Below are 26386 nucleotides of genomic sequence, written 5' to 3' on the forward strand. Positions count from 1 at the left end.
AAATGAATAAGCTTTGTATTCTTACGCACATGGAAGCGTGGCAGAGCGGTTTAATGCACCGGTCTTGAAAACCGACGAGGGTGTGAGTCCTCCGTGAGTTCGAATCTCACCGCTTCCGCCAAATTCGAAAAGCCCCTGTTAATAGCAGGGGCTTTTTTTATGCCTAAAATAAAAATTACAACTCTATTTAGCTTAAATATTGCTAATAAATCCTAAAAATTTCATATAAATCAAATATGTATGTTGTATTTGAAAAATGTTTATGTTTTCAATATGTTGCTGTGAGCATGACTATATATCAGAATTGAACAAGTTATTTGTAGAATATTCACTTGTTGATATATGATGATCCCATATTTAGAGGCTGTTTCAAAACATAATTCTATTGTTTAGCGAGCAAGTTCAAGGAATGAATAGTGCTGAATTCAGGCTTCTAAACCCTATATCTGGAAATTATTTCTGGCCAAATATTGCATTTCGACCCAATGGTTGGAAATGTCTCACTCTTTTGTAGGGTAGGCGTTTCCTATTTTAGGATGTACCTATGAAAAAATTATTTAGTGTATTGTTCAGCGCATCTGTACTAACACTGACTGCATGTAATAAACAACCTGCACAAACTGAAAATACTGCAACAACCAAAGACAAAACTGAGTCTGTTCGAACAATTAAACTGGTTTCAACAGGTTCAGATACGGATGTATGGAAATATGTTGCAACGCTTCCTGAGACTAAAGAAGCGGGTATTAAACTTCAAGTTACCAATTTGACTGACTATGTTGTGCTCAATACATCTGTTGCAAATGGTGAACAAGATGTAAATGCGTTCCAGTCGTTCAACTATTTGGCAGCATACAATGCTTCAAATCAAGCTAAAGTTGCTGCTGTTGCAACAACTTACTTGGAACCAATGGGTATTTATGCAGATAAAATTAAAACTGTTGATGAATTCCCACAAGGCGCGACCATTGCAATTCCAAACGATACTGCTAACGAAGCTCGTGCATTAATATTATTACAATCTGCTAAACTGATTAAACTTAAACCAAACTTTGATCCTGTAAAAGGGACTACGAACGACATTGCTGAAAACCCTAAAAATTTACAATTAAAACCAATTCAAATGACTACAGCGGTTCGTGTTAAAAACGATGTAGATGCAATTGTGCTTGGTAATACATTGGCACTTGAAGGTGGCCTCAATGTAATGAAAGATTCTATCTTCCGTGAGCCAATTGATCAGTCTACTAAACTTTATGTCAATTTATTGGGTGTAGCTGAAGCAAACAAAAATGACCCAATCTATACGAAACTTGGTGAACTTTACCACTTACCTAAAGTACAAAAATTCGTGAGTGAAAAATTTGGTGGCACAAAAGTTGAAGTGAACAAACCTGTTTCTGAATTTGCAGACATCAAATAAGTAATTTCTTAATTAGAATTATTTTTAAAAGCTAAGTCACGCTAATCGGGGCTTAGCTTTTTATTTATAATGTTGTTTTTAAGCTAACTTATAATAAAATATTTATTAACTTCATTAGAAAATTAAGTAGGGAAGATATTTAAAGTTAGTTGTTGTGTTAGTATTCATAGTCTGAGAAATTAAATTACTCATAGAGTGGTTTTTTTAAATATATAACTTTTGGAATTGGAAATTGATAATAAGGTAAAAATATGGTGCAAAGCGATATTTTTGATGCAATTAAAAATATTGATGAAGTTCGAAAAATAGATGATCTTTATTTAGTTGTAGATGGAGAGTCCAATTCTGAAGACCCAGTCGAAAGTATAATATTTGAAATTAATAAAAAGTTTTGGGTTATTACAATTAATCATAATTTTGATGAAATTGAATTAAAGGTCTTCTCTTCCTTACCAAATAAGGCAATACAACAACGATATTCAGATAATTTATCAAGTCTAAAAGGATTAGAAATTGGAACAATGTTCGCTATCGTCAATGAAAGAGGATATACAGATGGGATTAAGCTCATGCTTTACGACCATTCATTGAAAGAATCTAAGAGGAATCCATTTTTTGCTGTATTAACGATTGTTGCTTTGGCTTCTGGGTTGCAATATGAATTAAGAAAAACAGGAGTTGATACATATCTGATTTAGTTCATACATGTATCTATAAAAATTATTCAATATTAGATATATATGATAAGATATTTAATAAATATATCTGAGAATTAGGACAATCGAAAATTGTTTGAACTAAACTTATGTAAGTACATTTATGAAGAAGAAAAAAAAGAAATTATTGATGAAATTTATTTTGAAAAAATATGCGTTGATAATAATAAAGTTGTAGTAAGTAATTTTAATAATTTGCAACAGGTTGAAAAATCTTTGGAGATTTTTAATAGTTATCTCGGAAAAAATAATTATTGCTATTGTTATATAATGATTGAATCTCGGCATAAGCTCACTACAGAATTAAAAGAAAATAATATAGCAAATCGTTTAATTCTTTCTGAAAACTTTACTTTTAATGCTGAAGAACTCTCTATTGAATTTGATCCAGATTTTGATCTTATAACAAAAAACAACTTAGAAGATTTTGAAAAATTTAAAAAGAAAGAAGAGCTAATGATTCGTCTTTCAAATGAAACTATAGGTAAAAAGAGATGGCTAAATTTTACAAAGCTAGAAAAAAATTGCTGGTTAGATTTTGCTTATTTTAGAATGAACGAAAGAGGGGAACCTTTATCATTAAATATAACAGTTGATGGTAAATACCTACTGTGTGAAGAAGATGTGTATTGTTATTTTGGAGAGGAGGTTTATGGGGTATTAGGATACTTAGGTTATAACTTTAATGCATTTGCTGATGTACTGCGGGATTTGCCTTTAAAAGTTAAATGGATAAATTTTCAGTACTCTAAAGATAATTTTGAGTCGAAAGAAGATTTTTATCATTTAGATGATTTTATTGAAGTGTTAAAAAAATACTCGTCATTAGAAATTTCATATTAGTAACCCGTCAAAATTTAAAAATAAAGCAGAGATAGAGGAAAATATTATATGAGTTCTGAACTTACAGAAGAGTATATTTTTTATATTGAAATAAGTGAATTTAGTGAGTTTGATGATGATGTAACTATTTGGAGCGGATATCTTTCAGAAAATTGTGTAATCACTGATACTCAAGTTGTTTTTCATGGTTTTTTTGGTGAGGGTGAAATAAATAAAGATAAAAAAAGTAAAAAGTATAAGTATGATATCTATGGCATTAATTTATTCTTCTTAAAAGAAAATAACGAATATTTCGGGGTTTTAGGTTCTAGTATTGAATCTTTTGAAGTGAAAGATAATAAATTGATATTAAATTTATGCGAAGAGGAGACTTATTTTGATGAGTTTAAATTTGATTTAATTAAGAAATATCGAAAAAATCAGCTTAGATTACAAGATTGGTGTAATTTAAACGAAGAAGAGAAAAAGAAGTGGATAGAAGTTTCGCATTGGGTTCAACAGTACAAGCCTCTAGACCTAGTAAGTTCAATAGTTATAGATGGTAGAAATATTAAGTCATTTAATGATTTCTTATGCTGTATAGGTGAGGAAGTGAATGGATTGATGGGCTACTTTGGTTCTAGTTTTGGTGGTTTGTCGGATAGTCTCACTGGTGGCATTGGTTGTATAACTGTACCTTTGAACATTACTTGGAAGTATTTTGAAGAAACAAAGTATTCTTTTAATAACTATGATAACCCTGATGATTTTGAATACTTAATTGAACTTTTAAACGAAAAATCTACTTTAAATATTACGTAATGTTAAATAGAGGGTATTGTATATAATATGCATGCTAAAACATTAGATAATAGTTATTTGAATATTGAAAATATTTCAATAGAAAAGTTAAAAAAGCTTTTTAATGAAAATAACGCTCATAATTTAGATATATTTGAAGATGTTAATTCTCTAGTTTTTAAATTAGATAGTATCAGTCTAGCAACTGATCTATATGAAGTATTGGTCTATGTTTGTAAGATAGATATTTTATCAGTGCATAATTTAAAAATAGCATATTACAAGACCATTTTTAATATGGACTATAATATTATTGACGATTTTTTCGTTACTCTAATCGATTGATCTATAACTATATTCATCAAAATGACATCGATTAGTCATCTAAATGAAACTCTGTTGATTAAAAGTAATCCAATTTATTGGGGTAGTTTCCAGACATGCAGAAAAAATCTTATAAAGTTCTAAGTTTAGTATTTCTTGTTGCGAGCATGATGGCTATTACTGCCTGCAATGATAGCCAAGATCAGCAATCTACAGTAGTTTCCCCAACCCCTACAGATACCCGTGACCAGCGTTTTCTAACAGCAAAAACAAATGATGTAATTCAAGTTACGATTGCTGATTTGATCCCAACGCAGGGTGCAATTGGTTATGATCAAATTTATTATAAATTAGGGCGTTGGCAAGGTGATTTACAGCGCCCAACTTGGCAAGCAGATCCAGTCAATCAATTAGTTTATTTAAATAAAACCATTGGCAAAAAGTTTAGCGATTATTGTGAAGCGATTGGTGCAAAAGGTCGTGATGATTTTACAAGTCTGCAAGACCTACAAAAGGCCAATTTAAAACAATTGGAGACATTTAACTGTCAAGAACAGCCGGGCACTGAAACGGCTGATTTGAAAACAGTGGTTGTTGGTTATGATGGGCGCCTTTATTTGACCGATGGTCATCATACAATGACCGAATTCCGTGAGCTGCCTGATGGCGGTGGTCAACTTAAAGTATGGGTAAAAGTTGTTGGGAATTATAGCGATAGTAAAACTGCGGATGAGTTTTGGGCGAAAATGCTTGCCAATGGCCAAGCATGGTTAAGAGATGGGAAAAACCAACCAATTTCATATCAACAATTACCTAAAAACTTAGGCCTGAAATCTGCAACTAACCCTGATGGTATGCAAAATAATCCATATCGTTCACTAGTCTATTTCACACGTGATATTGGTTATAGCAAAGTTGCCAATGCAACGGACTATACTGAGTTTTTATGGGAAGATTGGTTTAATAAGCAAATTGCTAATAATCTGGTACATCCTTTAAGTTTCTATCATACCGATGCGAGTGTGTATGGCGCTGCAGATGTATTGGCAACTACTGAAATAAAAAGTGACTTAACTGTATCGGGCAGTGCAACCGGCTATCAGGCAGCGGTTGCTGATTATTCATTATTGATGGGAAGTACCAAACCAACTGATATTATTTATGGTACTTCAACTGCCGCAGATTTGGGCGCATTACAGCTTGTGAAAAATGCTGCTAAAGGTTCTGTTACTGCGACTTCAATTTCTAATCTTGCAGATTTGACCCGTGACGAAATTAAGAAAGATAAAACACCGCGTACAGGTGGAAGTATTTGGTATGCGGTAAATTACAAGTTATGTGGAAAACCTGCTACAGGAACGTGTTGGGGTTGGTAATTCACGAATATTTAATAAGAAAGGAGTGAGTAAATTCACTCCTTTTTTGTATGGGTAAATTCTTAGCATTTAGTCACAATAGAATTGATAATTTAAAAATGAAGAAGCCATATCTTGCTCTTAATTAAGCCCTAAATATTTCGTCTTACAGATGCTATTAAGATTTTCACTATTTTTATAAACCTCAAATTAACAATAACTTGTTGATTATTTAGCCTTACTTTTTTAGTGATCTAATTTAAAGCAAATGTCATTTTGTGTGCTTGACGGCAAGAAACTTGGACACTATTCTTTGCTTGCTGGCCACATTGCCAGTCGGTTTTGACGAACCGCAATCACACGAGTATCAGAATTATTCCTTCTGAGGGATAGTTTTGTGCAGCTCCTCGTCTCCCTCTCGTAGCGGTAGGACGGGAGAGGGACACCTTCGGGTGTGCTGGCCTCGTGTGACCAGTTCGTCAACCCTCTTTCGTTCTGCCACCATAATTTTAATGTTTTGGCAGAACTCCCTATAAAAAGGAGTTGGCTTTGCACATCCATTATTTCTTGGCAGCCTTTGCCAAAAGCTATAACGACACCACTTAAATCATCTTTAAACAGTTTGTTGGCCTTTAAGGTTCTCAGGCTTTAAGTCATTACGGCTCAAAAATTTGTATCAACAATAAAACTTGAGATGTGCCAAGCACAGTCTTTATGGCTTTGCTGTGCCTTTTTTTCTCCCAAAAAGGGCACAGGCTTTTTTCTCGTTTAGAAACAACAAGAATTTATAACGGTAAAACTATGTCAAATGATTTAGAAATCTCTTCCAAAAAATTACACATTATTCGAACAGCTATTGGTCTATTTACAACCTACGGGTTTCATACAGCAGGTGTAGACCTGATTACCAAAGAGTGCGACGTTCCAAAAGCTACGCTATATAACTATTTTCGCTCAAAAGAAGGTTTGATTGAAATGTGCATTGCCTTTCAAAAAAGCCTGCTTAAAGAAGAGGTGCTCGCCATTATTTACTCAAGTCATTACCGCACACCAACTGATAAAATCAAAGAAATTATAGTTTTACATGTCAATTACAACAGTCTGTATCACTTATTACTTAAAGCTTTTTTTGAAATTAAAGTGACTTAGAGGTGGTCCCACATGTTTGAACAACTAAAAGCTTATTTATAAGTGATACTCTGCTCTAGTTAAGCTACCTTATTTTGTTGTGGTAGCTGGTCATAGTAAAACTCATCTGGAGTCATTTTGTCCAGACTCGAATGAGGTCGTTTCAAATTATAAAATTCAAAATATGCGTTTAATTGCTTCTTCGCATCCAAAACATTGCTGTAGGCTTTGAGATACACCTCTTCATATTTAACGCTCCGCCATAATCGTTCAACCATCACATTATCAACCCATCGACCTTTACCATCCATACTGATTTGAATGCCATTTGATTTCAATACATCAATAAATGCATCACTGGTAAACTGACTGCCTTGGTCTGTATTAAATATTTCAGGTCGACCATATTTTTCAATAGCTTCATTTAATGTTTCTATGCAAAATGTAACCTCCATACTAATCGATACTCTATGCGCAAGTACCTTGCGGCTATGCCAATCAATCACAGCACATAAATAAACAAAGCCTTTTGCCATAGGGATATACGTTATATCCGTAGACCACACTTGATTACTGCGCTGAATAGCCAATCCTTTGAGCAGATATGGATATTTGCGGTGAGCTTGATTAGCCTGGCTTAAATTTGGTTTGCAATATAACGCATTAATGCCCATTTTCTTCATTAAAGTACGTGTATGACGTCGTCCTATATGATGTCCTTGACGATTCAACAAATCACGCATCATACGGCTACCTGCAAAAGGGTATTGCATATGTAACTCATCCATACAGCGCATCAGCTTCAGATCTGATGCACTCACAGGTTTTGGGCGATAGTAATAACAACCACGGGAGACTTTCAGCAGCTGAGCTTGCTTAGATACTGAAATCTGAAGTGAGTCATCGATTAACTTTTGTGGTTGAAGCGGCCCAGTTTCTTCAACACACCTTCTAAAAAATCAATTTCTAATGCCTGCTCACCGATTTTTGCATGTAGTTTTTTTAGATCGATGGGTGGTTCTGTTGGAGCTTTTGATTGATCGAAAGCTTGCGAGGAAGCTGAAATCAGTTGATTTTTCCAGTCGATAATTTGGTTTTGATGAACATCAAATTCAGCACTCAATTCAGCAAGTGTTTTTTCTGCTTTAATCGCAGCAAGTGCTACCTTAGCTTTAAAATCATTTGAATGATTTCTTCTTGGTCTACGTGCCATAAAATACTCCATATATTGATGTTTATAACATCATTTGGGGAGCAAAATATCACTTATAAGTGTTGTTCAAATTTCCTGATCCACCTCTCTTACCCTCAGGCTTACCGTATGGCAATTGAGTATAGAAAATGGCTGACTAGAGAACTTTTTGATTTGGTATTTTCTCTAGAAACTCGTGATTTAAGACCAAGTGCTGACATGGTTTTAAACTTAATAGATGGCTTAATGTTTGAGTTTTTAAGTACAAATAATTTGGACGAAAGAGATAAAGTTGTGGAGCGGTTTTTGAAAGAACTTTATTAGATTAAAGTCACTTCAAAAGCACAAAGCCAAACAACTTGTTTGGCTCTTATTTTTTAACAGTTAATTCCTATCTATTCAGACTGAGCCAAGTCACGTTCACGGCAAGATAATTCATAATAATTACCTTTTGGTAGAGAACGAATTTTAAAGCCATAGTAAGTACTATCGGTTTCTATTGGAGTAATATTACATTGATTCTTTTTTGCAAATTTCTCAATCAATTTCAAATTAGAAGTTTGCTTAAATACAGCTCCCCAACCTTCACTCACACAACAGCCCACATATTCAGACATATATTCATCTGAAATGAGTACAACATTTTGTCCCATAAACTCATAAGGCTTTTTGAGTTTATATATATCGTTATAGTCTGCTCGTGAAATATTAGGTTTTTTTGCTAAAAAGCCTTTTTGTTTGAGTATTTGGAACTTTAGGAAATCCTGCGGTCCAGTACCAAGTCCTCTATAAACCGAATTATTATCTTCTGCAAAGCTATACGAGCTAAACATACTGACTAAACTTAAAAATAATATTTTTCTCATTTTAAATTTCAAAAGTTATATGAGGTCGTAATTCTTTCATATCTAATAAGTAGCGTAAAGTAAGTAGCTGATTTTGAATTTCTCTCACTGACTTCGTAGGCATACACAGCTCATTTGAGTGACTATTTATATGATTCTTATGATTAAATATTCATAAAATAATAAGTAGGTTACTTAAAAGTTTTAATTTAATTGATTAGATTTTTGCTCATAGATTAATTTAGAAGCTCATTTGATAGTCTTTTTGTATATAATATGTATTCTTTGTATTTTAGATATCTTTATAGAGTAAACATGAAAAAAATATTAATCATTACTATGGCGAGTTCTTTTGGTTTAATCGCATGTTCAACCACTGAAACATCAAGAACGATACAAAGTCCTCAAGTAACCGCAGCTACTTCTGCAATTAAATATAATGGGGTAAAAGCTCCTGTTTCTATTGGTAAGTTTGATAACCGCTCTAGTTATATGAGAGGAGTTTTCTCAGATAATGTAGACCGTTTAGGTGGCCAAGCGAAAACGATTCTTGAGACACATTTACAGCAAACTGGTTATTTCTCAGTTTTAAATCGCGACAATTTATCTGAAATTAAACAAGAAGTAGGTTATAGCAATACTGCTCAATCTATTAAAGGTGCTCGTTACGTGATTACTGGCGATGTATCTGAGTTTGGCCGTAAAGAAGTTGGTGATCAGCAACTATTTGGTATTTTAGGCCGCGGTAAACAGCAAGTTGCTTATGCAAAAGTTAATTTAAATATTATTGATGTAAAAACTTCAGAAGTTGTGCACTCAGTACAAGGTGCTGGTGAATATGCATTAGGCGCACGTGAAGTTTTAGGCTTTGGTTCTACTGCCTCTTACGATTCTACTTTAAATGGTAAAGTGCTCGATTTAGCTGTTCGTGAAGCAGTAAATAATCTTGTAACAGATATTCAAAATAACCGTTGGTCAATTCAATAATTTTGGATATGTGTTAGATGAAAAAAATTGTTTTAAGTAGTGTTCTTGCTTTGGGATTGGTGGGCTGTGCCACTGGTCCTCAATCTTTATATAATTGGGGAAGTTATCCGCATCAAACTTATTTGATGTATACCGCACCTGAAAAAGCGACACCAAGTGCACAAATCACGACATTAGAAGCTGAGATTCAAAAAACTAAAGGTAAGGGCCTAGCTGTTCCGCCGGGGTTATATGCGCATTTAGGGTTATTGTATTTACAAGAAAATAATTCTCAAAAAGCAATCGAGTATTTCCAGCTTGAACGTCAAGTCTATCCAGAGTCTACAGTTTTAATGGATCGCTTATTGCAAAAAATGAATGCGAATGGTGGGAATACAAAATCATGATTAAGAAGTTTCTAATTGCTGGTTTGGTTATTTCTAGCATTACATTTACTGGTTGTGCAGTTACTCCGGCACCGAATAAAGACATAACCGCTTATAAAGCTCACATGCCAAAGTCAATTTTGGTATTGCCACCAGTCAATGATTCACCGGATGTAAAAGCGACTTACAGTTATTGGCCAACCGTAATAGCGCCTGTAGCAGAAGCTGGCTATTATGTTTTTCCCATCTCTGTTGTAGACAACATGTTTAAAGAGAATGGTGTCACCAATGGCAGTGATGCGCAGTCTATTGCTCCTCAAAAATTACAAGAGATTTTTGGTGCAGATGCCGCTTTATACATTCGAATTAAAGAATATGGCTCTAAATATCAAGTGATCCAAAGTGTTGCTACAGTAAGTGCAGATGCAAAACTTGTGGATTTAAAAACAGGCGATGTGATTTGGACTGGTGAGAAAAAGTTATCCCAATCAAGTAGTGATAATAACTCTGGTTTACTTGGTGCTGTAGTCGGTGCTTTGGTTGAACAGATTTCTAGCAACTTTAATGATCGTGCTTATCCAATAGCAAGTATGGTAAATGCTCAACTGTTTACTCCGACTCCTTATAGTCCGGGTACAGGCTTATTATATGGCCCACGCTCACCTCAGTACCAACAAGATGGAATTGCGAAGTAAATTAAAATCTAAATTTGGGTTTTAATTTATTAGACAAGTTGCTTCATATCTTTATGATTTGGAGCGCTTTATAAAAGTTGAGTTTAAGCAGGAGAGTCAGTTGAAAATTGATTTTACCTGCTTAATTCAATTGAAATTAGTTTATTTCTTTACTTTAAAACGGTATTTGCATTTTAGGCAGCGGTAGTCCTGAAATATATTTTTATCGATCATTACACCTGCTTTTTTACCAAAAATATTACCCACTACACCGCCAGTAATACCTGCACTGATTGCACCGACAAATGTGCCTACAGTACCGCCAACAATTACACCTAATGGTCCAGCTACAGTACCAATCGCTGCTCCTATAGAAGCACCTGTTGCAGCACCACCTACGGTACCCGCTGTAGTCCCTGCAGCTGTTAATAAAACACCGCCAGTGGTTTTAAGTAGTTTGTCATGGTCACGTGTTTCAATTTCTGTAGAACCACACTTTGGGCATTGCAGCGTTTTTTCCATAAAATTTTTCCTGTCTTTCATCATTAAGCGACGCAGTGAATGGAGCAAAATCAGTAAAGTGGATAAAAGAGCTATTTATGAAGCGTCTTTTTCTGATTGATGATCGCGATATATCTGGTCAGCCACGATTTTAGCTGAACATTGACACAAATATTTATAGATCATGTAAACACTTGTACCTTAATAATCATCTCTTAAAAATGTCTTAAGCACCATTTTTAAAGGGATAGCATATAACTAAAAACTACTAAGTGATGGAGAATTGATCAGACGAGATGCAGATATTTGGTCTGTTGAAATTTGCAAAGAGGTGAGACTTGTTTACAGCCGCTTAAAACAATAAAGGCTTATTCTGTTTGAATAAGCCTTTTAGGACGTTCAGAGTGATTTATCTAACCTTAACACTTTATATAAACCAAGCATTAAAGTAATCCAGATCGGAATTAAAATTACTGATTCTTTAAAGCCTTGAGTCCACATAATGTATAAAATCATGCCGATAAAAGCGAGCACGACATAGTTACTCAAAGGCGAAAATAGAGCAGGAAATTTGGCAACTTTTCCATCTAGTTTCATAGCTTGCTTAAACTTTAAATGGGTAAAGCTAATAATCGCCCAGTTCAAAACTAAAGCTGCAACAGCCATATACATAAGATGGCTTAAAGCTTCTTCTGGTACAAAGTAGTTGAGTAAAACACACCCAAAAATCAGGATAGAAGAGAAGACCACAGCAGCTGTGGGTACACCTTGTTTGCTTACTTTTGCAAAGACTTTAGGGGCATTGCCCTGTACTGCCAGCCCATACAACATTCGGCTGTTGGCATACATGCCGCTGTTATAAACTGAAAGTGCAGCAGTCAAAATAATAAAGTTAAGTAAATGTGCCGCCCAACCAATGCCAAGCTGACTAAAAATCATGACAAAAGGGCTTTTATCTAAACCACCAAGGTCCAGTTGGTTCCATGGAATAAGCGACATAATAATTGCGAGCGAGGCCACGTAAAAAACCAAAATTCGAAAAATAACTTGGTTGATCGCTTGTGGAATACTTTTTTCAGGATTTTCTGCTTCAGCAGCGGTCATTCCAATCAGTTCAATACCGCCAAATGCAAACATTAAAAAGGCGAGCATATAGAACAAACCCGAAAAGCCATGCGGGAAAAATCCGCCATGTTGCCATAGGTTTGAAAAGCTCGCTATAGAATCATTGCCGGCTGTAAGTAATAAATATAAGCCAAACACAATCATTGAAATGACTGCGGTAACTTTAATAATGGCTAACCAAAATTCAGATTCGCCATAAAATTTAACATTGCCTAAGTTCAAGCACGTGACCAGCACAAAGAAAAATAAAACCGAAACCCATGCTGGAATATGAGGCCACCAATAATGTACATATTTAGCCACGGCGGTAAGCTCAGTCATCGCAACTAAAATGTACACAACCCAATAGTTCCAGCCCGATAAAAAACCGGGAAATCTTCCCCAATACTTTTGTGCAAAATAGCTAAAAGAGCCAACTACAGGTTCTTCGACAATCATTTCACCCATTTGGCGCATAATTAAAAATGCAACCAAACCAACAATGGCATAACCCAAAATGATTGAAGGACCAGCAGACTGAATGACTTGTGCAGAGCCTAAAAAAAGTCCTGTGCCCACAGCACCACCCATAGCGATTAACTGGATGTGACGATTTTTAAGTCCACGTTTTAATTGGGAAGATGAGTTACTCAAAATACTATGCGCTGTCTAAAAAAGCTGGCGCTATTGTAATGGATTGAATAGGGATAACCTAGTTTGAAAAGCAATATTGCCTTTATATAAAAAGATTCGCACAAAACTGTACGAATCCTTTTTAGAAAATGATGTTTTTCTAAATTAGAAAGATACCATTTTGCCTGGGTTAATCATTGCACCGATGCCATACATACTTTTTGCGAGTGGAATAACGACAGGGGCAAGCGTACGGCCAAAAATAATATTTTGATGGTCAATGTTAGATAACATTTCAAAGTCATTAGATTGCCCAACAAAGTCATTTGCAATGGCTTTACCAATGCGTACCGTCTGTGCAACACCATGTCCACTCCAGCCGTGAACTGCATAAATCGGGAACTTGTTACCAAACTTACGGCTGTCGACTGCACCATTAACGGTTAAATCAGTAGTGCCACTCCAGACAAAATCCATTTCTAGATTTTTAATTTGAGGGAAAACTGTATGAATTCGATGCTCTAGGTAATTTAAAGTTTTCTCTGGCCCCCAGCATGTGCCAGTACCTTGCCCACCAAATAATAAGCGGTTGTTAAACACAGGACGGTAGTAATCAATCTGGAACTGAGTGTCATAAACCGGATGTCCAAATGGCAGAAGCTCTTTGGTATCAAACTCTAAAGGAGCGGTGGTCGCGACATAAGTGTAAAACGGAATAGTGGTATTGTTCTGCTCAGATAAAAGTTTAAACGAGGCATGGTGTACCGCTAAAACTACAGACTTTTTGGCTTTCACGACTGCATTTGCTGTGTGAACATAAATACCATCTGCCTTTTCTTCTATTGAAATAACTTCTGTTTGTTCATAAACACTACCGCCGTTTTTGCAAAAGCCATAAATTAAACCACGGTTTAGAGCCAACGGATGAATTTGTCCACCTAACTCATCAATTAAACCGCCTGTATAGTAGTCTGACTTAATAAAGTCCATGAGTTCATGTTTACCCACAATACGAGTATGGTCTTCACCTAAGTATTTTCGGGCATCGGCACCTTGGGTTAAGCCAACCAAATGTCCTTCATGAACGGCGGCAGTAATATGCCCGTATTTACGGTCAAAGTTGAGTTGGTATTTTTCAGAGATATCATCAATGAGTTGCATGGCTTCCGTAGAAGTAAAATGCCATAGCTTTTTGGCATCTTCATAACTTAATCGGTCAGCCATTTCTTGAGCTTCCCAGCGTGCTAAACCTGGGGTAAGTTGTCCGCCATTTCGCCCTGAAGCTGCACTACCAATACGGTTTTTTTCTAATAAAACGGTATCTACGCCTTGTTCAGCTAAGTGTAGGGCAGTCGATGAACCTAATAAACCACCACCAATAACCACCACATCACATTCAATATCAGCATTTAAACTGTCAAATGTATGCCAATCGGACAGGGAACTTTCATAGTAGTTTGCTGGGTTATTTACCGAAGTGCCATTAACCGTAGTTGAGTCAAATTTCGCGTGTTTTGGATTTAACCAGCTCCATTCTTTACCCACTTGTAAAGACTTACTTGGTTTATATTCCACATCTTTTAAAAGTTGAGGTTTAGAAATAATTTTCATGACGACGTTCCTTAAAAAATTAATAAGCATTACTAATTGCAATACTTTGTTTTTTAATCGTTTTATAAATGAATAAGAGAATGCCTAAAGTTAACCAGAAGCATCCAAAAATCAGTGAAGATGAGTCGAGATTGAGCCATAAACAAATAATGCTAATGACCGATAACAACGGTAAAAACAGGTTTAGAAATTTATTTTTAAAACCTGAACGTTGTTTATCTTTAATATAAAATTTCATAAAAACTGAGAAGTTTACGGCTGTAAAAGCAACGAGCGCACCAAAACTGATCAGACTAACAACTTGAGCTAAATCTAAGAAAATAGCTGACATTGAAATAAGCCCGACAAATAAAACCGAGAAAAATGGTGTCCCTAAAGAGCTATGGATGGTTCCAAAATACTTTTTAGGAAAAATATTGTCGGACCCCATTATATACAGTAAACGCGAAGCACTGGCATGTGAGGCAAGACCTGAGGCGACTGTGTTCATAATTTGGCCGCATAAGAATATGGACTGAAACAAAGCACCACCCACATAAAGCACAATTTCTGGTAATGCTTCTGAAGGATGATGAAAGCGAACATTGTTTGGAAAATAAAGTTGAATAAACCAAGCAGCTGTGAAGAAAATAAGCCCACCCGCAAGTGTGGTTAACATGACTGCTCGGGGAATATTCTTGGTGGGTTGTTTGGTTTCATTTGAAAGGGTAGTAACTGCATCAAAACCTAAAAATGAAAAACATAAAACCGAAGCACCAGCAACAAGCGGTAATAGCGATTGTTGACCATGCCATAGTGGAGCCAGAGTAAGCACATGCTCATAACCTTGGGTCGAACCAATACCTCGAACCACTAAATATACAAAAATGACCATGAGAATAATCGGAGCAAACACAAATACGAGACTTAAGTTGGCAAGTAACCGAATACGGAAACAGTTGACTAAAGTCACAAGGCCCGCCGATACCAGCACCCAAAACCAATAAGGCATACTCGGAATGAGTGCGGTGAGATAAATTGCAGCCAGCAACACATTAATAAGCGGTAATAACAGATAGTCGAGTAGAGAGCACCAGCCAACGAAAAATCCACTTCTAGGCCCTAAACTTTCTGCAGTATAACTATAGGCCGAACCTGATCTTTCTGAGTTTTTACTAAACCTCGCATAGCTCCAAGCAGTAAGCAGCATCGCGCCTAAAGCAAGTAAATATGCGAGGGGAACATGACCATTGGTAATTCCGGAAACAATACCGAAAGTATCAAAAACCGTCATGGGGGTCATATAGGCAATACCAATAATTGTGACTTGCCATAGTGATATTTTTTTAAGGAAGACGCTTTATTTTCCATGTCTTTTCAACCTCAAATTTCGTTGTTTTTGCTTTTCATCCAGAAAGGCGATGCTATTTTTAGGCCAAAACTTCCCCTAGACCTGAATAAACAAGTCTATTTGAAGAAAGTTTGAACAACAGCTAAGGGCTTAAAGTGCTATATCACCTTGATGGCACACTAAAGCGAGAATAAAAGGCCAATATTCTTTTTAGATGACAACCAGCTGGAAAGACTGACATGGTTGCGAGAAAAACTGTTGTTCAGTCTTTTCTTTAAATAATGTCCCGGTTCTGATGCTAATGTCATTTGAAGTAATGACCCGAGATGAATCATTCATAATGACAGTCTTTTGCTTAATATTTTTGAGTTTGGGCATAAGCAGTTTTTCGAGAGCCGAAACTAAAATATCGGTCGCAATGACGCCAATAAAGTGGTCATGAATCATGACAGGGTGGGCAATGGTAATGGTGTAGGCACCATTACAGATATAATCAACATAAGGTCCATGTATGCATGGACTTTTATTTTGTGCAGGTTTATGGAACCACTCAAATGAGCGGAAATCTAAAAAGCGCTGCGCATTTTGATAGTTTTCAAGTTTTGCTTGTTGTAATTGATCTTCTTTTTTATACCACCATTCGAGTGTCCAGTAGTCTTGTTCCTCTTGAGTTGCCGGACTATAACTCGCAAAACCAGTTCCTTGACTGTAATGGCTCTGATTCAGTGCTTTTTTAATTTCCTTTTGCAAAGCAGAGCGTTCTGAAGTTGAAAGTTTAATATCTGTATTTTTTTCAGATGCATGCTTTGACAAAATCTTGCTCGCCTTAGTTGCGAGTTTTTCTGTAATAGAGGTTGTTTCGTCAACCACCGTCTTTAACAAATTTTGTAGCTCTTCTATATCTAACTGTTGGGTCATTCCTATAACTCCTAAAATTCCATATTTCTAACTTGATTATTGATAAGCCATCATATTTATTATTTTTATTCACTCGATAACTTATACCGAAGCATTTGGTCAGTGAGCATTGAAACTATTTTTCGGGCTTGAATCACAGCTTCATTTTCATTGTTTTCCTTAAAAGACGACAAAAGATGGTGATATTGTTTTACAACCTCACGGTGAAAATCATCATCTTGATAAAGTACGGCGATAAGCGGAGCCCATTCAGCCTGAATCGTGAGTTCCTGATTTGCCAGCCTTGCAGATTGGGCAAATGAGGTAAGCGTTAGCAAACAACGTAAATCAAGCTGTGCACGTGTATCTGCTTCAACAGCTTGTTCAAATTGTTCAATTAACTCTTTTATTTTGTTAAGTTCATATTCAGTAGTTCTTTGAGCGGCCAGATAGGCACTATGACTTAAAATTGCACTGTGAAACTCGCCTAAATCGGCAAGATACTCATTTGAAGCTTGGCGCAAAGGATGTTGATTTAAAAGTAAATCAGAAGGTAGCTCACAAACAAAACTTCCACCATTTCTTCCACGACGTGTATCAATTAAACCCTTTACACGTAAAGTATTTAATGCTTCGCGAACAGTGATTGGCGAAACTCCCATTAAGCGTGCTAAGTCTGCTTCATTAGGAAGTTGTTCATTGCTTTTGAGCAAACCAGAGATAATTGCATTTTCCAAGCGTTCTACAACTTGTTCCGAACGAGTTGCTTGAGCAATAGGTGCAAAAATTATCGTATATGCTGACATGGCGAATTCTCTAAAAGCTAAGTCAAAAGACTTAGCTTAATGAAGCGGATAAATAGTTATTAAAACACGCCATAACCATGGACAGCCTGTTCATCTTCAGGCACAGCCGGTATTGCATCCCAAAGTTCAACAATTTTGCCATTATCTACACGCCATAATTCAAAATATGCATGTCGGTTACCAGCAATACTGCCTTCGGAATGTGTCAATACAAATTGACCATCAGCAATGGAGCGATGCGTTTTTGAGTATACCAAACCTTGTCCTTCATTACGGATATTGTTCAAAAAATCAATGACTGCTTTAACGCCATCACCAATATCTGGACTATGTTGAATGAACTGGTCGCCGTCGGTATATTCTTTAAAGGCATCATAATTGCCATCAATTAATGACTTCTTAAAGAAAGACGTCACAATCTCGCGGTTTTTCTCTGGGTCATGGTGAGTTACGATTTCAGTTGGACCATCTAGTTGAGTTCTACCGCTTACATTTGGCGCAGCTTCTGCCACAAGACCATCCCAATGCTCGACAATTTTGCCGTCTTTTACTCGGTAAATATCAAACCCAACCAATGGTTTTTCATCTAAGCCCTGAAAGCGGCCATGAATTGCAACCAAGTCACCATCTGCGAGTACACGTACAGCTTCGTGTTGCATATCTGGGCAGTCTTCTACCAGTTGACGTAAACCTGAAATACCATTTGCAACGAGTGGTGAGTGCTCTATAAAGTCTTCAGAAAAATAACGGTCTAGAGCAGTGGTGTCATGCAAATTAAATAACTCGTGGTGTGCTTTAGTCACCAAGTCTTTCATTTCTTGCTTATTCATTTTGATCTCCTTTCAAAACGCATTGTTATTATTCGTTTGAACTCATCACATGTTTAACACGGGTATATTCTTCAAAACCGTAGCCAGATAAATCTTTACCATATCCTGATTTTTTGAAGCCGCCGTGTGGCATTTCCGCGGTTAAAGGAATATGGGTATTAATCCAAACTGTACCGAAATCAAGTTCACGTGACAGACGTGTTGCGCGAGCATGATCTTTGGTCCAAACACTTGAAGCTAGGCCATATTCAACATCGTTGGCTTTTTCAATGGCATCATTTTCATCTGTAAATTTCTGAACGGTAATCACTGGTCCAAAAATTTCGTTCTGAATAGCATCGTCGTGTTGTTTTAAACCACTAATAACAGTCGGTTCAAAATAGAAGCCTGGGCGGTCTGCCTGTTTTCCGCCTGTTTCAACTTTGGCATGAGCAGGTAAGTTGTCGATAAACGCTTTAACATTCTTTAATTGATTGGCATTGTTAAGAGGACCATAAAGCGCGTCTTGATCATCTGGTTCGCCAAAACGTGTATTTTTTGCAGCTTCAATAAGTTTAGCTAAAAACTCGTCATGAACAGATTCAGCCACAATCACACGTGTTGCAGCAGTACAGTCTTGACCTGCGTTGAAATAGCCTGTTAAAGCAATCATTTCTACGGCTTTATCAAGATCAGCATCTTCAAAAACCAGTACAGGTGCTTTACCGCCAAGTTCAAGATGAGCTTTTGCTAAATTTGCCGCAGCAGAAGCAGCAACTTGTAATCCGGCACGAACTGAACCTGTAATAGAAACGAGAGCAGGGGTTTTGTGTGATACAACTTTTGAACCGACTTGTGCTTGGCCTAACACCACGTTAAATGCACCTTTCGGAAAAAATGGTGCAGCAATTTCTGCAAGTAAGAGGGTACTTTCAGGTGTTGTGTCACTTGGTTTTAATACGACAGTGTTACCCGCTGCCAAAGCAGGAGCAATTTTCCAAATTGCCATCATGAGTGGATAGTTCCAAGGTGTAACCTGACCAACCACACCGACTGGTTCGCGGCGAATAGAAGAAGTTAAACCTTCTAAATATTCGCCAGTTGCTGTGCCATCAAGTAAGCGGGCAGCACCTGCAAAGAAACGAACTTGATCTGCTGATGCACCCACTTCTTCAGATGCAATTAAATGTTTTAACTGACCTGTATTGCGGCTTTGCGCTTCAATCAAACGGTCAGCATTTGCTTCAATAGCATCTGCCAAATTCAGTAATGCTTTTTGACGAGTCGAAGGTGTACTACGTCCCCAAATTTTAAATGCTTCTTTTGCAGCAGCATAAGCTGCATCAACTTCTGCCTCGGTCGCATTCGGCGATTGTGCATAGACTTCACCAGTGACTGGGCTTACCAAATCGAAGAAATCATTTCCTTTGCTAGCAACATATTCGCCGTTAATGAAGTGTTGTAGTTGAGTTTTAGCCATTTTTTATACCTTGTCCTTAGGTTTTAACATATAACATATAATACTATATGTATTATGTTTTAAATTTTCTGTCAAATGCTTTGATGAGGGGATTAAGTAGAAAAAGGGTGAGTTCAACTGAGAAGGTGTTTTAAGTTTTTGATTTTGATTATTTAAAAAAATTAAAAATTTATTGAGGATTATTAGAATAGGTTCATCGTTGGAATGGTGTTTTTAGATTTAACGAGCGGCCATAGAGAATTTTTTGAATGAAAGGAAAATGGATGAGCTCAGTCGTATAGTCAGCTCATCCCATATTTAATTTGAGATTTAACGTAATGATTAGGTCTTATGACTCGCCAGCAAAATGCTAGTTTCACTATTGTAAATACCTGAAATATTTCTAATTCTTTCTAAAACTTTATCAAAGTTTTCTAAGGTGTCGGAGCGTAGCTCGACCAAAATATCCCATTTACCGTTAGTTTTATGCAGACATTCAACCGCGCTTTCCAGACGTAGTTCTTTAATCACAGACTGTGCTTTAGTACCCTCGACCATAATGCTCATCCATGCGCGGATGACATTGCGTTCAGCATTTGGTTTAAAACGAACCGTATATCCAGTAATGATGCCGGAAGACTCGAGATATTCCATTCTCTTTTTAACCGTTGCTCTTGAAACATGAACTTTTTCGGCTATCTCGGTTACAGACATCCGTGCGTTATCTTTAAGTAAACCTAAAATAATTTGATCAATATTGTCCATAATGTCATTGTCAATTATCAGATTGATAAAAAATAATTCATTTTTTACTAAATTACAAATTTTGTGAGTCATTTTGATTTTTAATAATAGACCCATCGATAATCCTAATAATCTTAATTTGATGGGCAAGCCACAATGAATAATTTTGCAGTTTCCAGAAATGACTTTAACGAATGGATGGTTCCAGTATTTGCACCGGCAAATTTTATTCCGGTACGTGGTGAAGGTTCACGTATCTGGGATCAAGAAAATAAAGAATATATCGATTTTGCAGGCGGGATTGCAGTAAATGCATTAGGTCATGCGCATCCAGTGGCAGTCAATGCGTTAACAGAACAAGCAAAAAAACTTTGGCATGTCGGCAATGGTTATACCAATGAACCAGTACTGCGTCTTGCTAAACAACTCACTGAAAATACATTTGCAGACAAAGTATTCTTCTGTAACTCAGGTGCAGAAGCAAATGAAGCAGCATTAAAGCTTGCTCGTAAAGTTGGACTTGACAGCGGTATCGCAGGTAAAAGCGGTATTGTGGCATTTAACAACGCGTTCCACGGCCGTACTTTATTTACCGTTTCGGCTGGTGGTCAGCCAAAATATTCACAAGACTTTGCACCACTTCCAAACGGCATTAGCCATGTTGCTTATAATGATTTAGAAGCAGCTAAAGCAGTTATTAATGAGCAAACCTGTGCAGTAATTGTAGAGCCTGTACAAGGTGAGGGCGGGGTAATTCCTGCTGATATCGAATTTTTAAAAGGTTTACGTGCATTGTGTGATCAGTTTGGTGCCTTACTTATTTTTGATGAAGTGCAAACAGGTGTCGGCCGTACAGGTGCACTTTATGCTTACATGAACTACGGTGTTACACCAGATGTGCTTACTACTGCAAAAGCATTGGGCGGTGGTTTCCCTGTCGGTGCAATGTTAACAACTGATAAATTTGCGCCGCATTTTTCAGTGGGTACACACGGTACGACTTATGGTGGTAACCCGCTGGCAAGTGCAGTTGCAGGTGCAGTCTTTGAGTTTATTAATACACCAGAAGTACTTAATGGCGTTAAAGAGCGTCATGATTACTATAAAAATGCTTTAAATCAATTAAATGAAAAATACGAAGTCTTTAAAAAAATTCGTGGCGAAGGTTTACTTCTTGGTTGTGTTTTAAAAGATAAATTTGCAGGTAAAGCAAAAGATATTAATAACCTTGCGGGTGAGGAAGGTTTATTAAGTCTGATTGCTGGTCCAAATGTTGTCCGTTTTACACCATCGTTAATTATTCCTTTTGCTGATATTGATGAAGGTCTAAAACGTTTTGAACGTGCAATTGCTCGCTTTGTAGAAATTCAAAAGGATGAACAAGCAGCATGATGATTATTCGCTACATTGAACCTAAGGATGTTAATGATCTTTACCTTTTGGCTCAAAAAGCGGGTTTTGGTTTGACATCTTTGCAGCCAAATATGGAAAAATTGGCTGCACGTATTGAACGGGCTTGTAAAACAGTAGCAGGTGAATTACCAAAAGCAGATCAGGTTTATTTATTTGTTTTAGAAGATACCGACCTGAATAAGGTTGTGGGTGTTTGCGGTATTGAAGTTGCGCTTGGTTTAAAAGAGCCTTGGTACAATTTCCATGTAGGCACCCAAGTGCATGCCTCGGAACCTTTAAGTGTCTATAACGCTTTACCAACTTTGTATTTGAGTAATGACCACACCAACTGTAGCGAGCTTTGTACGTTATTTTTAGATCCAGACTACCGTTTAAATAAAAATGGTAAATTTTTATCTAAAGTACGATTCTTGTTCTTGTCTGCATTTCGTCAATATTTCGAAGAAACCATTGTTGCCGAAATGCGTGGTTATTCCGATGCAAATGGGCAATCACCATTTTGGAATGCGGTAGGCCATAAATTTTTTAATATTGAATTTACCAAAGCGGACTATTTAAGCGGAATAGGGCAAAAGGCTTTTATTGCCGAGCTGATGCCGAGACATCCGCTCTATGTCGATATGTTGCCAGACGATGCTAAAGCGGCAATTGGTATGGTTCATCCAAATACTCGACCAGCCTACAACCTTTTACTTGAAGAAGGGCTTCGTTATAAAGGTTATATAGATATTTTTGACGGTGGCGCGACGCTACAGGCAGATATCGAAAATTTACGCGCTATTAAAGAAAGTCAGATTTTAGCAGTCAAAGTTGTAGACTCTACTCGTCTAAATTTAGGCGATGAGCCTTATATTGTTGCTAATGACGATTATGAAAACTATCGGGCAATTGTGGTGTACAGCTCACCTTATCAGGAACAACTACAGCTAAGCGCCGAACAGGCTCAAGAACTGAACGTTGAAAATGGAGCATTAGTCCGCGTCTTGAGTATTAATGTTAAACAGGATTCAAAACCAAAAGCAGCAAATAGATCGGAAAATACCCAGTATTTGCAAATGGTGGTTAATTAGGCAGTGAGTTTTCATAACTCACCAAATTTCATGTGGAATACTATATTATCCCTGAGTCAAAAAATTGATATGGATATACATCATCTTAATAGAATGAAAGGGACTTATAGGTTCATTTTTATCGATTAAGATGATGAGGCATAACGGGATAATTCTATGGTTAATATTTTATTGTTTTAAATAACTATTTTAAGATTTAAAAATGGAATTTACTAAATTATAAGTGGTTTTAATAATATTTGTAGGATGATTTATTCGGTTCAAGCGAAACTCATAACTCATATTATTAAAACATATTTATAACGGTTGCTATAAATTGGAGTTAATATTACATGAGTAATAATAAAGGAAAGCAGTTCCTGGAAGGAGACCTCCTTGGCAGTCAACATATGACTGGTCAAGAAGAGGAAAAATTGCAACGCTCATTGACAAATCGCCATATTCAAATGATTGCGATTGGCGGTGCAATTGGTACCGGATTATTTATGGGTTCCGGGAAAACATTAAGTGTTTCCGGTACTTCAATTATTTTAACCTATTTAATTATTGGCTTTTTCTTTTTCTTCGTGATGCGAGCAATGGGTGAGTTATTGCTTGCAAATACGAACTTTAAAACATTTGCCGATTTCGCAACCGCTTATTTAGGTCCATGGGCAGGTTTTTTTCTCGGTTGGTCTTATTGGTGTAACTGGATTATTACAGCGATTGCCGATGTAATTGTGATCGGGGGGTACATGCAGTTTTGGTATCCTGATTTACCCGTTTGGATTCCTGCATTTACTTCATTAGCCATATTAACCATACTCAACTTTGTGGCCGTTCGTTTGTTTGGTGAACTGGAGTTTTGGTTCTCACTCATCAAAATTACCGCAATTATTTTATTTATTTTGGCGGGTATTTACTTAATTGGTACCGGATTTACCTCTCCAAATGGGGTCAAGGCTTCGGTGAGTCATTTATTTGAAACAGAGTCGATGTTTCCATATGGTGTAACAGGTTTCTTGGCGGGCTTCCAAATTGCTATTTTTGCATTTGTAGGTATTGAGCTGGTAGGTACAACTGCCGCAGAAACAAAAGACCCGCATACTTCACTTCCAAAAGCCATCAACTCTATTCCTTTACGTATTTTATTATTCTATGTAGGTGCACTAGTTTGTATTATTGCAGTTACATCTTGGGCAAAAGTTTCACCGGAAAAAAGTCCCTTTGTAGAAATGTTCACTCTAGTTGGTTTACCTATTGCAGCCGGTTTAATTAACTTTGTTGTTGCGACTTCCGCTTTATCTTCTGCAAACAGTGGAATCTTTGCGACCAGTCGTATGTTATACGGTTTAGCATTAGACAACGATGCACCTAAAAGCTTTAGTAAGCTGTCAAAAAGAAAAGTTCCAATTCGTGGACTCGTGTTTTCAATGGCGTGCGTAACAGTGGGAACCTCGATTTTATTTATTGTTCCAAATGTCATGACGGCATTTACGATTATTTCAGCGCTCACTTCAATTTTATGTATTTTTACATTTATGCTGATTGTGATGTCATATATTTATTATCGTAAGAAAAGTCCAGAATTACATATTCAATCAAAATATAAAATGCCTGGTGGTTTATTTATGGCATGGATGACTATGTTGTTTTTAGTATTTACTATTGTCATTTTAGCTTTAGATCACGACACTTTAATTGCACTTGAATGCTCACCAATCTGGTTTATTGGTTTATTTATTGCCTATAAATATAAAAAGAAAAAGATGTTGCAGCTTGATATTTTAAAAGCACAAAAGGCTGATTATATTTAAACAAAGTGTAGTGATTTTATTTGTTTAAAAAATAATAAAAAGCCTCATTACGAGGCTTTTTTTATAATCTATTATTTAATATTTGGATCGCCTTTTTTCAAGAAAAAGCGAATTGCCAGTTTTTGCAAGAATGTTCCATAAGGAGGGTGGAAAAGCTGGGTCGGGAAAAATCGATGACGGATAAATACAGTTTTTGCATGTGAAAGTTCACGGAAACCTTCTTCACCATGATATGACCCCATACCTGAGTTGCCGATACCCCCAAAAGGAGCGTCATGGTTAACTACATGCCAACCCCAGTCATTGATGGTCACACCACCTGAATGAGTTTCACGTAAAATTCGGTCGCGTTCTACTGAACTATGTGTAAAGCAATAAAGTGCTAAAGGTCGTTCGTCCGATTTCACGTAGGTAATTGCATCATCTAAAGAATCATATGCAACCACAGGTAAAATAGGGCCAAAAAGTTCTTCTTTCATAATGCGCATGTCTGGCGTGCAATTCAGCACAATCTGTACAGGCATTCTGCGACCTTGTTGGTCAAAGCTGTAAGTATCACAAGGAATAACACGTGCACCTTTTGCTTGTGCATCGGTCAAAATATCTTGAATACGTTTTAAATGGCGGTCATTTACAATCGATGTGTAATTTTCATTGTTTGTGATGTTTTGACCAAACATTTTTATAAAGCTTGATTTTGCAGCATCTACAAACTCATTAATACTTTCTTTAGGAACCAATGCATAGTCAGGTGCTACACAGATTTGACCACTATTGGTTGCTTTACCATGGGTAATACGTTTTGCTGCATCGGCAAGCGGGTAATTACGGCTTACAATTGCAGGTGATTTACCACCTAACTCAAGTGTAACAGGTGTTAAATTTTCAGCAGCAGCTCGCATGACGACTTTGCCAATGGCAGGAGAGCCAGTAAAGACAATGTGGTTAAATGGCAAAGTGGTAAATCTAGCAGGATCTGTAATTTCTTCACCAAAAACCGCCACTTCATCTTCATTGAAAACTTCGACAAGCATGCGTCGTAGCATGGCATTGGTATTGGGGGTAATTTCAGGCAGCTTAATCATGACTCGGTTGCCCGCAGCTAACGCGGCAATGAGTGGGCCAAGTGCTAAATAAACCGGGAAGTTCCAAGGCACAATCACACCAACCACACCTTTAGGTTGGTATTGCACACTTAAACGGTTTGATAAAAATAAAAGCTCGGTACGGCGTTTACTTGGACGCATCCAGCGACGTAAATGATGAATCGCATGATCGGCTTCCAACACAGAGCCAAGTAAATCGAGTAATTTAGATTCATCGAGTGATCTTGAGCTAAAGTCAGCATTAATCGCGGTAGCTAAAGCATCTTGATAACGAATAATTTGTTTTTTGAGTTGATGCAGTTTTGTGCGGCGTGCTTCAAGGCTTGGGTAGGGATCTGCCTCAAAATTGGCACGTTGTTTGGAAAAAATAAGTTCCATATGTTCAGTGGCAGAGCCGCTATATTCTTTTAAGGTGGACTGTTCCATTATTATTCCTTCCATACTTTTGCTTATCATACTTTATGCTTGAAGCGTT

Annotated in this window: 23 protein-coding genes, 1 tRNA gene and 3 pseudogenes; 15 read left to right on the forward strand and 12 right to left on the reverse strand. The window is 36.8% G+C overall.

Features of this window, described 5'->3' with window-relative positions; translation table 11 throughout:
- Positions 1-31 precede the first annotated feature (31 nt).
- The 8 genes and pseudogenes from ABLC00_RS05490 to ABLC00_RS05525 all read left to right on the forward strand — a co-directional run.
- Positions 32-121: transfer RNA gene (locus ABLC00_RS05490), tRNA-Ser, on the forward strand.
- Between the two features lie 423 nt (positions 122-544).
- Positions 545-1423, forward strand: coding sequence for a MetQ/NlpA family ABC transporter substrate-binding protein (locus ABLC00_RS05495; RefSeq protein WP_004888128.1), 879 nt, complete (start codon positions 545-547; stop codon positions 1421-1423).
- Positions 1424-1674: 251 nt separating this feature from the next.
- Positions 1675-2121 carry a DUF6334 family protein gene (locus tag ABLC00_RS05500; RefSeq protein ID WP_004888126.1) on the forward strand — a complete coding sequence of 149 codons (447 nt, stop codon included), beginning with the start codon at positions 1675-1677 and terminating at the stop codon, positions 2119-2121.
- 90 nt (positions 2122-2211) lie between these two features.
- Positions 2212-2982 (forward strand): hypothetical protein, encoded by a 771-nt coding sequence (locus ABLC00_RS05505; RefSeq protein ID WP_004888125.1) that lies wholly within the window; start codon positions 2212-2214, stop codon positions 2980-2982.
- 48 nt (positions 2983-3030) lie between these two features.
- Entirely contained in the window at positions 3031-3783 is a 753-nt protein-coding gene (locus ABLC00_RS05510) for a barstar family protein (RefSeq protein WP_000093650.1), read from the forward strand.
- Positions 3784-3810: 27 nt separating this feature from the next.
- Complete coding sequence (locus ABLC00_RS05515) at positions 3811-4107, forward strand: hypothetical protein (RefSeq protein WP_004888124.1); 297 nt, start codon at positions 3811-3813, stop codon at positions 4105-4107.
- A 95-nt stretch (positions 4108-4202) separates the two neighbouring features.
- Positions 4203-5462, forward strand: a complete 1260-nt coding sequence (locus ABLC00_RS05520; RefSeq protein WP_004888123.1) for a ParB/Srx family N-terminal domain-containing protein — start codon at positions 4203-4205, stop codon at positions 5460-5462.
- A gap of 780 nt (positions 5463-6242) precedes the next feature.
- Positions 6243-6584, forward strand: a pseudogene (locus ABLC00_RS05525) (TetR/AcrR family transcriptional regulator); the annotation flags it as partial.
- A 65-nt stretch (positions 6585-6649) separates the two neighbouring features.
- Here the strand turns inward: ABLC00_RS05525 and ABLC00_RS05530 are convergent.
- A protein-coding gene (locus tag ABLC00_RS05530; protein ID WP_223235881.1) for an IS3 family transposase occupies positions 6650-7782 on the reverse strand; the annotation gives its coding sequence in 2 pieces (ribosomal slippage) (positions 6650-7530 and positions 7530-7782; 1134 coding nt in all).
- Positions 7783-7869: 87 nt separating this feature from the next.
- Here ABLC00_RS05530 and ABLC00_RS05535 point away from each other — a divergent pair.
- Positions 7870-8085: pseudogene (locus ABLC00_RS05535) on the forward strand (TetR family transcriptional regulator); the annotation flags it as partial.
- Between the two features lie 71 nt (positions 8086-8156).
- Here the strand turns inward: ABLC00_RS05535 and ABLC00_RS05540 are convergent.
- A complete protein-coding gene (locus ABLC00_RS05540) occupies positions 8157-8627 on the reverse strand; it encodes a hypothetical protein (RefSeq protein WP_004888120.1) in 471 nt (156 codons plus the stop codon).
- 294 nt (positions 8628-8921) lie between these two features.
- Between ABLC00_RS05540 and ABLC00_RS05545 the strand changes: the two genes are divergently transcribed.
- The 3 genes from ABLC00_RS05545 to ABLC00_RS05555 are packed head-to-tail and all read left to right on the forward strand — an operon-like array spanning position 8922 to position 10653.
- Positions 8922-9593, forward strand: coding sequence for a CsgG/HfaB family protein (locus tag ABLC00_RS05545; RefSeq protein WP_002048002.1), 672 nt, complete (start codon positions 8922-8924; stop codon positions 9591-9593).
- Positions 9594-9610: 17 nt separating this feature from the next.
- Complete coding sequence (locus ABLC00_RS05550) at positions 9611-9979, forward strand: DUF4810 domain-containing protein (RefSeq protein ID WP_002047997.1); 369 nt, start codon at positions 9611-9613, stop codon at positions 9977-9979.
- Positions 9976-10653 (forward strand): GNA1162 family protein, encoded by a 678-nt coding sequence (locus tag ABLC00_RS05555; RefSeq protein ID WP_022574995.1) that lies wholly within the window; start codon positions 9976-9978, stop codon positions 10651-10653. The genes ABLC00_RS05550 and ABLC00_RS05555 overlap by 4 nt, the downstream gene beginning before the upstream one ends.
- Positions 10654-10794: 141 nt before the next feature.
- Here the strand turns inward: ABLC00_RS05555 and ABLC00_RS05560 are convergent, their stop codons facing one another.
- From ABLC00_RS05560 to ABLC00_RS05600, 9 genes and pseudogenes are all read right to left on the reverse strand, one after another.
- Entirely contained in the window at positions 10795-11154 is a 360-nt protein-coding gene (locus tag ABLC00_RS05560; RefSeq protein ID WP_000416091.1) for a hypothetical protein, read from the reverse strand.
- Between the two features lie 378 nt (positions 11155-11532).
- Entirely contained in the window at positions 11533-12891 is a 1359-nt protein-coding gene (locus tag ABLC00_RS05565) for an amino acid permease (protein WP_079377170.1), read from the reverse strand.
- Between the two features lie 144 nt (positions 12892-13035).
- The gene (locus ABLC00_RS05570; protein WP_006582057.1) at positions 13036-14481 is read right to left on the reverse strand and encodes an FAD-binding oxidoreductase; all 1446 of its coding nucleotides are present in this window, start codon (positions 14479-14481) and stop codon (positions 13036-13038) included.
- Positions 14482-14500: 19 nt separating this feature from the next.
- A pseudogene (locus ABLC00_RS05575) lies at positions 14501-15831 on the reverse strand (APC family permease).
- 190 nt (positions 15832-16021) lie between these two features.
- Positions 16022-16729 (reverse strand): cache domain-containing protein, encoded by a 708-nt coding sequence (locus tag ABLC00_RS05580; protein ID WP_004888105.1) that lies wholly within the window; start codon positions 16727-16729, stop codon positions 16022-16024.
- Positions 16730-16794: 65 nt separating this feature from the next.
- Positions 16795-17514 carry a FadR/GntR family transcriptional regulator gene (locus tag ABLC00_RS05585; protein ID WP_004888103.1) on the reverse strand — a complete coding sequence of 240 codons (720 nt, stop codon included), beginning with the start codon at positions 17512-17514 and terminating at the stop codon, positions 16795-16797.
- A gap of 59 nt (positions 17515-17573) precedes the next feature.
- Complete coding sequence (locus tag ABLC00_RS05590; protein ID WP_002053578.1) at positions 17574-18344, reverse strand: nuclear transport factor 2 family protein; 771 nt, start codon at positions 18342-18344, stop codon at positions 17574-17576.
- A gap of 28 nt (positions 18345-18372) precedes the next feature.
- Positions 18373-19803, reverse strand: coding sequence for a gamma-aminobutyraldehyde dehydrogenase (locus tag ABLC00_RS05595; protein ID WP_004888102.1), 1431 nt, complete (start codon positions 19801-19803; stop codon positions 18373-18375).
- A gap of 321 nt (positions 19804-20124) precedes the next feature.
- Complete coding sequence (locus ABLC00_RS05600; protein WP_009501788.1) at positions 20125-20547, reverse strand: Lrp/AsnC family transcriptional regulator; 423 nt, start codon at positions 20545-20547, stop codon at positions 20125-20127.
- Positions 20548-20682: 135 nt separating this feature from the next.
- Here ABLC00_RS05600 and ABLC00_RS05605 point away from each other — a divergent pair, with 135 nt between their 5' ends.
- From ABLC00_RS05605 to ABLC00_RS05615, 3 genes are all read left to right on the forward strand, one after another.
- Positions 20683-21918, forward strand: a complete 1236-nt coding sequence (locus ABLC00_RS05605) for an aspartate aminotransferase family protein (RefSeq protein WP_348941176.1) — start codon at positions 20683-20685, stop codon at positions 21916-21918.
- Positions 21915-23009: an arginine N-succinyltransferase gene (gene astA, locus ABLC00_RS05610; protein WP_004888100.1), complete on the forward strand. Its 1095-nt coding sequence runs from the start codon at positions 21915-21917 to the stop codon at positions 23007-23009. Before ABLC00_RS05605 ends, astA begins: the two co-directional genes overlap by 4 nt.
- A 332-nt stretch (positions 23010-23341) precedes the next feature.
- On the forward strand, positions 23342-24805 hold the full coding sequence (locus tag ABLC00_RS05615; protein WP_004709911.1) for an amino acid permease: 1464 nt from the start codon (positions 23342-23344) through the stop codon (positions 24803-24805).
- Between the two features lie 71 nt (positions 24806-24876).
- Here the strand turns inward: ABLC00_RS05615 and ABLC00_RS05620 are convergent, their stop codons facing one another.
- Positions 24877-26337 (reverse strand): coniferyl aldehyde dehydrogenase, encoded by a 1461-nt coding sequence (locus ABLC00_RS05620; protein ID WP_033846203.1) that lies wholly within the window; start codon positions 26335-26337, stop codon positions 24877-24879.
- Positions 26338-26386: the final 49 nt, after the last annotated feature.

This window comes from Acinetobacter nosocomialis (assembly GCF_041021905.1).
In the GTDB taxonomy this organism is placed as follows: Bacteria; Pseudomonadota; Gammaproteobacteria; order Pseudomonadales; family Moraxellaceae; genus Acinetobacter; species Acinetobacter nosocomialis.

Excerpts from the sequence above, each read along its gene's own strand:
- ABLC00_RS05510 (WP_000093650.1), top strand. The coding sequence starts at position 3,031 with ATGAGTTCTGAACTTACAGAAGAGTATATTTTTTATATTGAAATAAGT.
- ABLC00_RS05585 (WP_004888103.1), bottom strand. The coding sequence starts at position 17,514 with ATGTCAGCATATACGATAATTTTTGCACCTATTGCTCAAGCAACTCGT.
- ABLC00_RS05555 (WP_022574995.1), top strand. The coding sequence starts at position 9,976 with ATGATTAAGAAGTTTCTAATTGCTGGTTTGGTTATTTCTAGCATTACA.
- ABLC00_RS05590 (WP_002053578.1), bottom strand. The coding sequence starts at position 18,344 with ATGAATAAGCAAGAAATGAAAGACTTGGTGACTAAAGCACACCACGAG.
- ABLC00_RS05570 (WP_006582057.1), bottom strand. The coding sequence starts at position 14,481 with ATGAAAATTATTTCTAAACCTCAACTTTTAAAAGATGTGGAATATAAA.
- ABLC00_RS05500 (WP_004888126.1), top strand. The coding sequence starts at position 1,675 with ATGGTGCAAAGCGATATTTTTGATGCAATTAAAAATATTGATGAAGTT.
- ABLC00_RS05595 (WP_004888102.1), bottom strand. The coding sequence starts at position 19,803 with ATGGCTAAAACTCAACTACAACACTTCATTAACGGCGAATATGTTGCT.
- ABLC00_RS05540 (WP_004888120.1), bottom strand. The coding sequence starts at position 8,627 with ATGAGAAAAATATTATTTTTAAGTTTAGTCAGTATGTTTAGCTCGTAT.
- ABLC00_RS05550 (WP_002047997.1), top strand. The coding sequence starts at position 9,611 with ATGAAAAAAATTGTTTTAAGTAGTGTTCTTGCTTTGGGATTGGTGGGC.
- ABLC00_RS05620 (WP_033846203.1), bottom strand. The coding sequence starts at position 26,337 with ATGGAACAGTCCACCTTAAAAGAATATAGCGGCTCTGCCACTGAACAT.
- ABLC00_RS05600 (WP_009501788.1), bottom strand. The coding sequence starts at position 20,547 with ATGGACAATATTGATCAAATTATTTTAGGTTTACTTAAAGATAACGCA.
- ABLC00_RS05520 (WP_004888123.1), top strand. The coding sequence starts at position 4,203 with ATGCAGAAAAAATCTTATAAAGTTCTAAGTTTAGTATTTCTTGTTGCG.
- ABLC00_RS05605 (WP_348941176.1), top strand. The coding sequence starts at position 20,683 with ATGAATAATTTTGCAGTTTCCAGAAATGACTTTAACGAATGGATGGTT.
- ABLC00_RS05545 (WP_002048002.1), top strand. The coding sequence starts at position 8,922 with ATGAAAAAAATATTAATCATTACTATGGCGAGTTCTTTTGGTTTAATC.
- ABLC00_RS05580 (WP_004888105.1), bottom strand. The coding sequence starts at position 16,729 with ATGACCCAACAGTTAGATATAGAAGAGCTACAAAATTTGTTAAAGACG.
- astA (WP_004888100.1), top strand. The coding sequence starts at position 21,915 with ATGATGATTATTCGCTACATTGAACCTAAGGATGTTAATGATCTTTAC.
- ABLC00_RS05560 (WP_000416091.1), bottom strand. The coding sequence starts at position 11,154 with ATGGAAAAAACGCTGCAATGCCCAAAGTGTGGTTCTACAGAAATTGAA.
- ABLC00_RS05495 (WP_004888128.1), top strand. The coding sequence starts at position 545 with ATGAAAAAATTATTTAGTGTATTGTTCAGCGCATCTGTACTAACACTG.
- ABLC00_RS05615 (WP_004709911.1), top strand. The coding sequence starts at position 23,342 with ATGAGTAATAATAAAGGAAAGCAGTTCCTGGAAGGAGACCTCCTTGGC.
- ABLC00_RS05515 (WP_004888124.1), top strand. The coding sequence starts at position 3,811 with ATGCATGCTAAAACATTAGATAATAGTTATTTGAATATTGAAAATATT.